This window comes from Streptomyces sp. NPDC101152 (assembly GCF_044768275.1).
Classification (GTDB): Bacteria; Actinomycetota; Actinomycetes; order Streptomycetales; family Streptomycetaceae; genus Streptomyces.
Map to the genome: position 1 here is coordinate 69058 of NZ_JBIWPO010000021.1, position 10700 is coordinate 79757.

The window sequence follows — 10700 nt, forward strand, 5'->3', positions numbered from 1 at the left end:
TGACAGTCCGGGATGTCTCGGGGTCGACCTCATCCCGGAGAGGTAGCGGCCATGCTCCGTGTCCTGCTGGGGAGTTAGGAAAGGCGCCTTCGTGGGCACGATGTGCCGGGACGGCGCGGGGACCAGGCTGGTTCACGTCAGCCGGAGGGACTTCGAGGTCCGAGGAGGGCGTCATGAACCGCCAGATCCGCGTCCGTGTCAACCGCCGCCCCAGCACGCCCCGCGACACCACCATCGACCGCAGGACTCCGTCGGGACGGATCCTGCCGTACTGATGGGCGTCATGAACTCCCCTGCAGACGGCGCGAGATCGCCGTCCGCAGGGCGTCGCGCACCGTCGCGGGGAGCGGCGTGCCCTGCGAGCCCGCCGTGGCCACGACCGCCGCGGCGACCTCACGCAGCTTGGTGTTGGAGTGCTGGGAGGCCTCCCGAAGGACGTCCCAGGCCTGCTCCGAGGTGCAGCCGTGAGCGGCCATCAGGACGCCGCGCGCCTGGTCGATGACGGGGCGGGAGACCATGGCCTGACGCAGCTGCTCGACCTCCTCGCGCAGCACGTCCAGCTGTTCCGCGCGCTCCCTGGCGACCGCGGAGGAGGTCCGCGTACCGACGCTCCGGGCCGCCCCGGCCCGCAGCGGATCCTCGGTGTCCAGGCCGACCAGCTCCAGGATGCGGCGCGGCTGCCCGTTCCAGCGCGTGGCCCGCACCGGGATCCGGTGCCGGTGGCCGAATGCGTCGAGCACGTCCAGGAACTGCAGCCCCGCCGTGTCCATGAAGAAGACGCCCGCCATGTCCAGCTCGATCCGGCTGAGCCGGGGCGGCAGCTCGTCCAGGGTCCTGGCCACGGTGTCCGCACAGCCCCGCACGAGCTCGCCGCGCGGCGCGAGCATCGCCCTCCCCTCCGCCACACGGCCGTCGATGACCAGGGTGTCCAACCGCCCTCCGAGCGGTACGCCTGCCGCTGAGGTCATGTCCGCCTCGCTGCTCCCGACCTTCGTCTCGACGTTGAGTCCCCGAGGGGCGTGTCCGGCAATTCCCGCGTGCTTCGCGGCGTCTGGCACTCACTCCCCCGGAAGGGGGCCCCATGTCGCCGCGGAGCCCGCCCTGCGGGCGGACGACGGGAATGGTCAGACACGCCCCAGCACCGGGCGCGGGACCGCGCAGCGAACTCCGCGGGGACCCGGCGGCGCTGACCGACGCCTGCCCGGCGCGCGGGCGCGTACACCCCCTTGGCGGGGAATGACCGGTCCGCGTCGGGGTACAGGATTCTCGTCCGCAACCATGGCGGACACGGGACCAGCGACGGGAGAGGAGCCCTGCACATGCATCGCCAGACTCCCGTCCCGGCCCAGAGCCCGCCCCCGTGGCTGGAGGTGTCCCCATTGCCGGGGCGCACGGGCCTGCGCGTGGCAGGGGAGGTCGGACTTTCTACCCGCGCGGAATGGGAACGGGCATTGGAACGGGCCGTGCGAGAAGGCGGCCGGGTCTACCGTCTGGAGCTGTCGGCGGTGACCTTCGTCGACGTCGGTGGCGTCGGCGCTCTCGCGACCACCGCGCAGACTCTCGAGGACGGCAGGAGGATCGTGTTGCAGCAACCGCCGCCGACCCTGCGCCGCCTGCTGGACCTGTTCTGGCCCGGCATCCCGACGATCGAGGTGTCGACCTCATGACCGCCCTCACCACCGAGCTGACGGCCCCCTTCGTCCACCCCGCCCTCTTCTACGAGGACGAGACCGAGTACCTCGAAGGCACCGTCCCCTTCGTGCGCGCGGGCCTCAAGGCCGGCGAACCCGTCGCCGTCGCCGTGCCCACGGAGAACCTCCGGCTGATCCAGGAAGTCCTCGGGGACGAGGCCGACGCCGTGCGCTTCCTCGACATGCGCGAGGCCGGCCGCAACCCCGGCCGGATCATCCCCGGCGTGCTGCGCGCCTTCTTCGACGCCCAGCCGCCGGGCACCCGCGTGCGCATCATCGGCGAGCCGATCTGGGCCGGCCGCTCCCCGACCGAGTACCCGGCCTGCGTCCAGCACGAGGCGCTGATCAACGCGGCCTTCCAGGGCCGTACGGCGACCATCCTGTGTCCCTACGACACCCGGCGACTGGCCCCGCGGGTCATCGCCGACGCGTACGCCACCCACCCGACCCTCGTGCGGGGCGGCGGGGTGGAGGAGGACAGCAGCGCCTACGCCCCCGCGGACGTCGTCGCCCGCTACAACGAACCCCTGCCGGCCGTCCCCGACGCCCCCGTGTTCCCCTTCGCGGCCGCCTCCCTCAGCGAGGTCCGGCACCTCGCCGTGGCCGAGGGCAGCCGCCTGGGCCTGTCACCGGCCCGACTGGAGGACCTGGCGCTGGTCACCGCCGAGCTGACCACCAACAGCGTGGTGCACGGCGGCGGCTCGGGCGAGCTGCGGGTGTGGGCCGAGGGCGGCCACCTGCTGTGCGAGGTGCGCGACCGGGGCCACCTCACCGACCCGCTGGCCGGCCGCCGTCCGGCCCCCCGCGACCAGCGTGGCGGCCGCGGGCTCCTGCTGGTCAACCTGGTCGCCGACCTCGTACGGCTGCACAGCGACCGCGAGGGCACCACGGTGCGCTGCTGGTTCGCCCGCTGAGCCGCGCTCGCCTCAGCCGGCCAGCGGGTCGAGCACGAGGGGCTCGATCTTCCCCTCCAGCATGTAGCCGAGGCCCTGTACGGCACACACGTCCGGCCGCTCGGCGATGTGCACCGGCATGCCGGTGGCCGCGCGCAGCATCTGGTCCAGGCCGGGCAGCAGGGCGGAGCCGCCGACCATCATGATCCCGCGGTCGGCGAGATCGGCGACCAGGTCGGGCGGACAGTCCCGCAGGACGCGTCCGATGCCGTCGAGCACGGCGGTCAGCGGCGTCTCGATGGCGTCCCGTACGGCGGCCGTGTCGACCTGCACGGAACGGGCGAGGCCGGTGGCGACGTCCCGCCCGTGGATCTCGGTGGAGGCCGGTCCCTGGAGGGTGAGGCCGTTGCCGGCCAGGGCGAGCTGCAGCGGCCGTACGGACTGGCTGGGCAGCATCAGCTCGTGCTCGTGCCGCAGGTGCTGGACGATTGCGTGGTCCACGGCCTCACCGCCCACGGGGATGCGCTCGGCGGTCACGATGGATCCCAGCGACAGCACGGCGACCTGAGTCGCGGCGGCCCCGCACACCATGATCATGGTCGCCTCGGGCCGCTCGACGGGCAGCTCGCACCCCACGGCGGCGGCGATGAGGGTGTCCACCAGCTCCACGCGCCGGGCACCGAGCCCCACCAGCGTCTCGATGGCGGCCCGCTGGGCGAGCGGATCGGCGTCGTGCGGGGTACAGGCTGCCGCGCGCAGGAAGGGCTTGCGGCGCAGGGTACGGCGGATCTTGTCGCCGAGCAGGTGCCGGAGCATGCGCTGCGCCATCTCGATGTCGACGACGGTGCCGCCGGAGACGGGACGGACCACGCGGATGTAGTGGGGGGTGCGCCCCGTCATCCTCTCCGCGAACTCGCCGACCGCGATCAGCGCGCCGGTCTTCGTGTTCACGGCGGCGGCGGAGGGCTGGTCGACGACGAGTCCGGAGCCCTTCACATAGACACGGGTCCGGGCCGCCCCCAGGTCGACGGCGAAATGGCAGCGGCGCAACTGCTCCAGACTGGCGGTCATGGCGGGTCCTCCCGAGAGCGCAGACCTTGGCGACCGCCGACGCGGGGCGGGCCTCGATTCCGACGCCCGCCGGACGGCGGGCCTCAGTGGAATCGTGCGGGGACCGGGCCGGGGGTGCCGCTTGTGGGGGGCCGGGTGGGGAGCGGCTGAATGGGGGGTCTTGGTTTCCGCTCGTGGGGCCCGGCCCCTCAGTCCCGCACCAGAGCCCGCTTCATGATCTTGCCCATGTCGTTGCGGGGCAGCGAGCCGAGGTGGTGCACCACGCGGGGGCGCTTGTGCGGGGCGAGCCGCGCGGCCACGTGGTCGGCCAGTTCGTCCGCGCTCGGCGGGGCCTCCGGATCCGTCGGCACCACCCACGCCACGATCCGCTCGCCGAGGTCCGCGTCCGGCTCCCCAGTCACCGCCGCCTCGCGCACCCCCGGATGCTCCAGCAGCGCGTTCTCGATCTCACCGGCCCCGATCTTGTACCCCCCGCTCTTGATCAGGTCGGTGGCCTTCCGGCCGACGATCCGGACATACCCGTCAGGATCGCGCACCGCCATGTCGCCGGTGCGGAACCAGCCGTCGGCGGTGAAGGCGGCGGCGGTGGCGTCGGGCCGGTTGAGGTACCCCGTGAACAGGTTCGGGCCGCGCACCTGGATCTCGCCGACACTCTCGCCGTCGTACGACGTGATGGGCGTCCCGTCCTCCTCCACGAGCCGCAGGTCCACGCCCGGCAGCGGCACGCCCACGGTGCCCGCGCGGGGCTCGCCGTCCGCCCGGACACTGGTGTTCATCAGGGTCTCCGTCATGCCGTACCGCTCCAGGACCCGCCGTCCGGTCGCGGCGGCGATCCGTTCGTGGTCGTGCACGGGCAGGGCGGCGGAACCGGAGACGAGCAGCCGGGCCCCGCCCAGCGCCTCGGCCAGCTCCGGCTCCTCGGGCAGGGCCTGGGCGATCCGGTGGTACATCGTCGGCACCGCGAACAGCATGGTCGCGCCGGTCGCCAGCGCACGTGCCACACCCTGGGTGCTGAACCGGCCCAGGTGCCGGACGGTGCCACCACGCCGGAGCGGGCCGAGGATGCCCAGCACCAGGCCGTGCACATGGAACAGCGGCAGCCCGTGCACGAGCACGTCGTCGCCGGTCCACCGCCAGGCGTCGGCGAGCGCGTCCAGCGTGTGCGCGACGGCCCGGCGGGGGATGACGGCACCCTTGGGCGGGCCGGTGGTACCGGAGGTGTAGACGACGAGGGCGGGGTCCTCGTCGGCGACGGAGGGCGAGGGAAGGGCGCCCCCGACCCCCCCGGTGGCGCTGACCTCGACGTCGACGCGCGGCAAGTCCCCTACCGGCGCGGGGAGTTCGTCCCCCGGCGCCGCGAGAACCAGGACCGGGGCACTGTCGGACAGGATGTGCCCGAGCTCCTTCTCGCCCGACTTCGGGTTGAGCGGCACCACGGCCACCCCGGCGCGGAGCCCGGCGACCACGGCCACGGCGGTCTCCAGCTCGGGCGTGGCCCACACCGCGACCCGCCCGCCCACGGGCAGCCGCCGCGCCACCGCGCCGGTCGCCGCCGCCAGCTCCGCATACGTCAGCGACCGGTCGCCGAACCGCAGGGCGACCTTGCCGCCCGGGCTCTCGAGGGCCGGGAAGAGAGACGACACGCGATCACCTGTCCTTGTGCACGCGAGTTGAGTCCGGTCAGAACTGGACCTTATACACGCACGGCCACCCAGGACCGCTCCCCTGCGACGCCGGGTACCGACCAGGGCGGCCAGGTCGGGGGCGAGCGGGAGTTCGACCGTGTGCAGGGCGGGGTGCCGAAGCCAGTGCAGGCGGGGGACGTCCGGTGCGCCCTCGTGCAGCGGTGGGTCGTCGGTGGCGGGGGTGAAATCGTCGACGACCAGCGTGCCGCCCGGGGTGAGGAGGCGCGCCGGGTCGGCGGGGGTGTCGCCGGGGCTCTTGCCGGTGCCGCCGCCGTCGAGGACGAGGAGGTCGTACGGCGCCCGGTCCCCGATGCGGCGCCAGTCGCCGGTGATCACCTCGACCTCGGGGCGGTCGGCGAACACCTCGGTGGCGAGGCGGGCGCGTTCCGGGTCGCGCTCCACGCTGACCAGCCGTACGCCCGCCCGGGCTCCGGACGCCAGCCAGGCAAGACCGACCCCGCAGCCCGTGCCGGTCTCACCGATGGCCGTCCGCGCGCCGCCCGCCAGCGCGTACAGCAGGCGGCCCTGCTCCGGGCGGCAGGAGTACGGGAAGCCGTGGGCGCGGGCCGCGGCGAGGGCCCGTTCGACGAGCGGGGGCAGGCGGGGCTCGTCGTCGTACGCGTCCGTTCCCGAGATCGCCATGGCGGTGATGATGCCCGGGGTCAGGCCGGCGTCGCCACCACGTCCGCCACCACGCAGCTGACGTTGTCCGGGCCGCCCGCCGCGTTGGCCTCGGTGACCAGGGCGCGGACCGCCTCCTCGGGGGTCTGCGCGGTGGTGAGGACGGTGCGGGCGCGGGCGTCGGGGACGACGGTGGACAGGCCGTCGGAGCACAGCAGGTAGCGGTCGCCCGGACGGGCGTCGTGCAGGCCCAGGTCCGGTGTGCCGGTGGTGAGGGCCTTGAGGAGCAGGGCCCGCTGCGGGTGGGCCGTCGCCTCCTCCGGCGTGAGACGGCCCTCGTCGATCAGGGACTGGACCATCGTGTGGTCGTGCGTGATCCGGAACAGCCCGCCGTCACGCAGCAGATAGGCGCGACAGTCGCCGACGTGGACCAGGGCGAGCCGGGAGCCCGTCAGGAGCAGGGCGGTGAGGGTCGTGCCGTTCTCGTCCGACCCGAGGCCCCGCACCGCCTCGCTCGCACCCCGTACCGCCTCCTCCAGGAGGTTCAGGACGTCGCCCGCCGGCAGCTCGCCCGTGTCGAGGAAGCGCAGCGCCTCCACCGCCGCGCTGCTCGCCGGCGCCCCCGCAGGCCCGTAACCGTCGGCCACCGCCAGCAGCCGTGCCCCCGCGTACGCCGTGTCCTGGTTGGCGGGGCGGACCCGGCCGGGGTCGGAGTGGGCGCAGTAGCGCAGTTCGAGCATCGGGGCGTCCTTCCGGGAGGCATTCGACAGGTGGTCCACCAGGAACGCGGCGAGGTCCCGCCGTACCGCCGTCTCCGCCTCCACCTGGGACCAGTACGCCCGGATCTCGCTCGCCGCCCGGGTCGGTTCCAGCGCGCAGACCTCACGGATGCGGGCCAGCGGCATGCCGATCCGGCGCAGCCACGCCACCAGCCGTGCCTGTTCCAACTGGGCTGGGGCGTAGTGGCGGTAGCCGGTGTCCGGGTCGACGTGGGCGGGACGCAGCAGGTCCAGCTCGTCGTAGAGGCGCAGGGCCTTCGGGGACAGCCGGCTCGCTCTGGCGAAGGCACCGATCGTCAGCGTCTGCACATCCGTCTCCTGTCCACGGGCGCGCCCGTCCCCGTCCTCGCACCGATGCTCGGCCTTTCCGCAGGGGGAAGGTCAAACGGGTTGGAGTGGTTGCGTCCGGCGCGGTTAGCCTGCGGTGGTCCGTCCCGCAGTGAATGGAGTTCCCCGTGCCCCGCATAGCCCTCGCCACCTACGACCCGCGGCCGGAGCCCAGCCGAGACCGCGATCTGCCCGTGCTGCTGGCGGCGCTGCGGGAGGCCGGGGCCGAGGCGGACGCCGTGTACTGGGACGACGCCGAGGCCGACTGGGCCGCGTACGACCTCGTGGTCATCCGGTCGACCTGGGACTACAGCTGGCGGGCGGCCGAGTTCGTGGCGTGGGCGCACAAGTGCGGCACCGTCACCCGGCTGGCCAACCCGGCCGAGGTGGTGCGCTGGAACACCGACAAGCGGTACGTCGGCGACCTCGCGGCGGCCGGCGTGCCCGTCGTCCCGACCCGCTACCTCGCCCCGGGTGACGCCCCCGCCCTGCCCGAGGATCAGGAGTACGTCGTCAAGCCCACCTCCGGCGCCGGCGCCCGCTATGCCGCCCGCTACACGCCCGGGCAACGGGAGGAGGCCGGACGGCATCTCGCCCGCATGCACGAGGAGGGGTTCACGGCGATGGTGCAGCCGTACATGCGGGGCATCGACGCGTCCGGCGAGCGGGCGCTGCAGTTCTTCGGCGGCCGTCTGCTGCACGCCAGCCGCAAGCGCGCCGTCCTCAAGCCCGGTGCCGCCTACGACGCCGACAAGGTGCCGCACCCGGACCTCGAGCCCTGGACCCCGACGCCGGCCGAACTCGCGGTCGCCGAGCGCGCCCTGGCCGTCGTACCCGACGCACCGGAGCTGCTGTACGCGCGCGTTGACCTCGTGGACGGCGACGACGGCGAGCCGCGGGTGATGGAACTGGAGCTGGTCGAGCCGAACCTGTTCCTCTTCCTGCACCCGGAGTCGGTGGCGAAGGTGGTCGCGGGGATTCTGGCGGCGGCCGGCTGACCTGCCGCGCCGGGTCACCCGTCCACGGCCACCCGCTGCAGCAGCCCCCAGGTGAACTCGGCGACCACCTCCCGTCGCCTCCCCTCCTCGTCCGGTGCCGTGAACGCCAGGCCCCAGCGGGTCGGGGCCGTGCCCTCCAGGGGGCGGGCGGGGGCGAAGGCACGGGCCGCCTCGTCGACCGTGCAGGACCAGGGCGTGAGGTCGGCGAGCGTCCGCAGCACCGGTCCCGGGGCCGCCGGGGCGCGGACCAGCCACTCGTTCCAGACCGCGCCGTTCGGGGCGAGCAGCACCTCGAAGCGCAGGTCGGGCCAGAGGGGGACGGGCCAGAGCAGCGCCTCGCAGTCCAGGTCGCCGATCCTGCGCCGCACCACCGACTCGGGTGCGCCCAGCACCGAGCGGATGAGGGTCCCCCCGCCCGAGCGAAGCCGAGAGTGGGGGAGGGAGGCGACCGCACGGGATCTGGGGGAGTGGAGCATCGCCTGCCAGCGCTTGTTCGCCTCGCGCATGTCCGCGATGGAGACGCCCAGTGCGTGCCGGGCGTCCTCCACCAGGTCCGGGTTGTGGTCCGCCATGCGGCGCAGCAGGACCAGTTGGAAGTCGAGCGGGGTGAAGGGACTAGCGGAGGGCGGCATGCGAACCATGGTCTCCCACACCACTGACACCGGGCCGGCGGCCGTCGGGGAGGAAGAGCACCGAGTTGACGTACCGCTGGTGCTTGCGGAAGGGCAGGACGCGGCCCAGCAGACCCTGGGCGACGACGTACTCGGCGGACGCCTGGTGGGCCTCCAGCGGGAACTGGGCGAGCGGCACCCAGGTGGCGCCGGGCAGCACCCAGCCGGCGTAGCCGAGCAGGGACAGGTACGTCACCACCGGCGCGACCGGCTGGATGCGGGACTCGAGTTCCACGAACAGGGCCGGGCGGTCGCGGGACAGGACGCCCGTCGCGCCGCGCAGGACGGCCAGTTCATTGCCGTCCACGTCGATCTTCATGAAGCCGACCTCGCGCAGTCCGAGCTCGTCGAGCGTGACGCACCGGACGTCCAGCGCGCGGGCGTGGATGTCCCGGCGGACCAGGGAGGACACGCCCCGGTCGCCCGCGTCGTCCGGCGGCAGCCACAGGCGGGCGGTGCCGGGACGGTCGGAGGCGGCGGCCTCGACGACCCGGACGTTCGGCGGCGCGGCGGAGGTGAGCAGCCGGGCCAGGTGCGGGACCGGCTCGACGGTCACCACCCGGCGGGCCCGTCTCGACAGCCGGCGGGTCCAGGGGCCGTACCAGCCGCCCACGTCCACGGCCGTCCCGCAGCCGGCCGGGCACAGGTCGCCGAGGCGTGCCAGCTCGGGCTCGAAGCGCGGGTAGACGGCCCGGGCGACGGCGGCGACCAGGCGGACGGGGAGGAGAGGGGCCAACCGGGCGGCCATGGTACGGGGGGCGGTCACTGGGCCATCCCGGGGGTCTGGGGCCCGCGGCGGACGCCGCCTGTGTCGCTGCCCCCAGAAAGGCGCAGCAGGAGGGCTTCGTGTTCGTCGTCCGGGACCTGCTCCCCGGAGGAGGGCAGCAGCTGCGGGATGCCGTCGACGATCGGGTAACGGCGGTGCAGGCGTGGGTTGTAGAGGGCCTCGGGAGCCGCCGGCCCCTCGGCGGCGAGCAGGTGGAGCGGGCCCTTGTCCAGCGGGCAGGCCAGGATCCGCAGCAGCGGGTCGTCGGGGTTCATGGTGTCAACTCCTTGGCACCGATGGGGGTTTGTCGGGGAGTGGTGTCGTGCTTGGGCATCGCCAGCAGGACGGAGACGGCGAGCACCGTGCCGGCCAGGCGCAGCGCGAGACGCAACGGGTCGTGCGGCAGCGCCTCGCCGAACGACAAGGTGCCGAGTACGGCCGTGTACAGACAGGTCACCGTCGTGCACACCGGCACGATCAGCGAGGCCCGGCACCGCTGCAGCGCGGCCTGCGACATGACGAGGCCGAACGCGCCGGTGAACAGCAGGATGTACGGGTACGGGGAGCGCAGCACACCGGCCACCGCACCCCCGAGTCCACTGGTCGTCAGATAGCTCGACACGCCCTTGATCGCCAGCGAGCTGACGCCGTAGAGCAGGCCCACCGCCACGCCGTACTCCACGCCGGTGGTCGGGGCGCGGTGCCGGTGCCGGGTACGGCGCTCGGCGGCGCCGTACAGCCACACGCCGCCGGCCAGCGACGGCACGCACACCAGCAGGATCAGCTGGTACGGGGCGCCGCGGCTGACCGTGTCCGAGCCCTGCTTGAGCGAGAGCACGACCATCAGCAGTGCCGCGAGGATCGCGCCGAGGGCGTAGCGCTCGCGTCCCGTGGTCTCCTCGCCCAGCAGCCGGGCGGAGAGCAGGACGAGCAGCACCAGGCCGGAGACGAAGATGCCCTGCGCGGCGGCGATCGGCAGCGTCCGGTAGACGACGAGCTGCGCGCCGAAACCGGAGGCGAGGGCCAGGGAGCCGCCGATCCACAGCGGACTGCCCAGCACCAGCCGCAGCAGCCGGGCGGGCTCCCGGATCGACACCTCGGGAAGCGAGGTGAGGGCCCGCTTCTCCAGGACGAAACCGAGACTGTAGAGGGTGTTCGCCAACAGGGCCGCGGCCACTCCCCACCACATGCCGGCCCC

General features: G+C 73.8%; 11 protein-coding genes and 1 pseudogene. 3 read left to right on the plus strand and 9 right to left on the minus strand.

Annotated elements, in window-relative coordinates; all coding sequences use genetic code 11:
- Positions 1-281: 281 nt before the first annotated feature.
- Positions 282-968, minus strand: a complete 687-nt coding sequence (locus ACIRVK_RS25495; RefSeq protein WP_404250804.1) for an ANTAR domain-containing protein — start codon at positions 966-968, stop codon at positions 282-284.
- Positions 969-1319: 351 nt separating this feature from the next.
- Between ACIRVK_RS25495 and ACIRVK_RS25500 the strand changes: the two genes are divergently transcribed.
- Both ACIRVK_RS25500 and ACIRVK_RS25505 read left to right on the plus strand, forming a co-directional pair.
- Complete coding sequence (locus ACIRVK_RS25500; RefSeq protein ID WP_404250806.1) at positions 1320-1667, plus strand: STAS domain-containing protein; 348 nt, start codon at positions 1320-1322, stop codon at positions 1665-1667.
- Positions 1664-2605 carry an anti-sigma factor RsbA family regulatory protein gene (locus tag ACIRVK_RS25505; protein ID WP_404250808.1) on the plus strand — a complete coding sequence of 314 codons (942 nt, stop codon included), beginning with the start codon at positions 1664-1666 and terminating at the stop codon, positions 2603-2605. Before ACIRVK_RS25500 ends, ACIRVK_RS25505 begins: the two co-directional genes overlap by 4 nt.
- A gap of 12 nt (positions 2606-2617) precedes the next feature.
- Here the strand turns inward: ACIRVK_RS25505 and ACIRVK_RS25510 are convergent, their stop codons facing one another.
- The 4 genes and pseudogenes from ACIRVK_RS25510 to ACIRVK_RS25525 form a co-directional block, all read right to left on the minus strand.
- Positions 2618-3655, minus strand: a complete 1038-nt coding sequence (locus ACIRVK_RS25510) for a rod shape-determining protein (RefSeq protein ID WP_404250810.1) — start codon at positions 3653-3655, stop codon at positions 2618-2620.
- Positions 3656-3843: 188 nt separating this feature from the next.
- Positions 3844-5298, minus strand: coding sequence for an acyl-CoA synthetase (locus ACIRVK_RS25515; protein WP_404250910.1), 1455 nt, complete (start codon positions 5296-5298; stop codon positions 3844-3846).
- 237 nt (positions 5299-5535) lie between these two features.
- Positions 5536-5982, minus strand: a pseudogene (locus tag ACIRVK_RS25520) (O-methyltransferase); the annotation flags it as partial.
- Positions 5983-6002: 20 nt separating this feature from the next.
- Positions 6003-7049: a MerR family transcriptional regulator gene (locus ACIRVK_RS25525; protein WP_404250812.1), complete on the minus strand. Its 1047-nt coding sequence runs from the start codon at positions 7047-7049 to the stop codon at positions 6003-6005.
- A 146-nt stretch (positions 7050-7195) separates the two neighbouring features.
- On the opposite strand from ACIRVK_RS25525, the gene ACIRVK_RS25530 reads away from it, so the two are divergent.
- Entirely contained in the window at positions 7196-8065 is an 870-nt protein-coding gene (locus ACIRVK_RS25530) for a RimK family alpha-L-glutamate ligase (protein WP_404250814.1), read from the plus strand.
- 14 nt (positions 8066-8079) lie between these two features.
- Here ACIRVK_RS25530 and ACIRVK_RS25535 read toward each other — a convergent pair whose 3' ends face one another.
- Genes ACIRVK_RS25535 through ACIRVK_RS25550 form a run of 4 tightly spaced genes read right to left on the minus strand, consistent with a single transcriptional unit; the run spans position 8080 to position 10679 of the window.
- Positions 8080-8706 carry a hypothetical protein gene (locus ACIRVK_RS25535; protein WP_404250816.1) on the minus strand — a complete coding sequence of 209 codons (627 nt, stop codon included), beginning with the start codon at positions 8704-8706 and terminating at the stop codon, positions 8080-8082.
- Complete coding sequence (locus ACIRVK_RS25540) at positions 8681-9484, minus strand: FkbM family methyltransferase (RefSeq protein WP_404250912.1); 804 nt, start codon at positions 9482-9484, stop codon at positions 8681-8683. Before ACIRVK_RS25540 ends, ACIRVK_RS25535 begins: the two co-directional genes overlap by 26 nt.
- A 14-nt stretch (positions 9485-9498) precedes the next feature.
- Positions 9499-9777, minus strand: coding sequence for a Trm112 family protein (locus ACIRVK_RS25545; protein WP_404250818.1), 279 nt, complete (start codon positions 9775-9777; stop codon positions 9499-9501).
- Positions 9774-10679, minus strand: a complete 906-nt coding sequence (locus ACIRVK_RS25550; RefSeq protein WP_404250914.1) for a hypothetical protein — start codon at positions 10677-10679, stop codon at positions 9774-9776. The genes ACIRVK_RS25545 and ACIRVK_RS25550 overlap by 4 nt, the downstream gene beginning before the upstream one ends.
- Positions 10680-10700 lie beyond the last annotated feature (21 nt).

What these genes read in the sequence shown, in the direction of transcription:
- ACIRVK_RS25545 (WP_404250818.1), bottom strand. Translation starts at nt 9,777, where the DNA reads ATGAACCCCGACGACCCGCTGCTGCGGATCCTGGCCTGCCCGCTGGAC.
- ACIRVK_RS25540 (WP_404250912.1), bottom strand. Translation starts at nt 9,484, where the DNA reads ATGGCCGCCCGGTTGGCCCCTCTCCTCCCCGTCCGCCTGGTCGCCGCC.
- ACIRVK_RS25510 (WP_404250810.1), bottom strand. Translation starts at nt 3,655, where the DNA reads ATGACCGCCAGTCTGGAGCAGTTGCGCCGCTGCCATTTCGCCGTCGAC.
- ACIRVK_RS25505 (WP_404250808.1), top strand. Translation starts at nt 1,664, where the DNA reads ATGACCGCCCTCACCACCGAGCTGACGGCCCCCTTCGTCCACCCCGCC.
- ACIRVK_RS25495 (WP_404250804.1), bottom strand. Translation starts at nt 968, where the DNA reads ATGACCTCAGCGGCAGGCGTACCGCTCGGAGGGCGGTTGGACACCCTG.
- ACIRVK_RS25535 (WP_404250816.1), bottom strand. Translation starts at nt 8,706, where the DNA reads ATGGTTCGCATGCCGCCCTCCGCTAGTCCCTTCACCCCGCTCGACTTC.
- ACIRVK_RS25500 (WP_404250806.1), top strand. Translation starts at nt 1,320, where the DNA reads ATGCATCGCCAGACTCCCGTCCCGGCCCAGAGCCCGCCCCCGTGGCTG.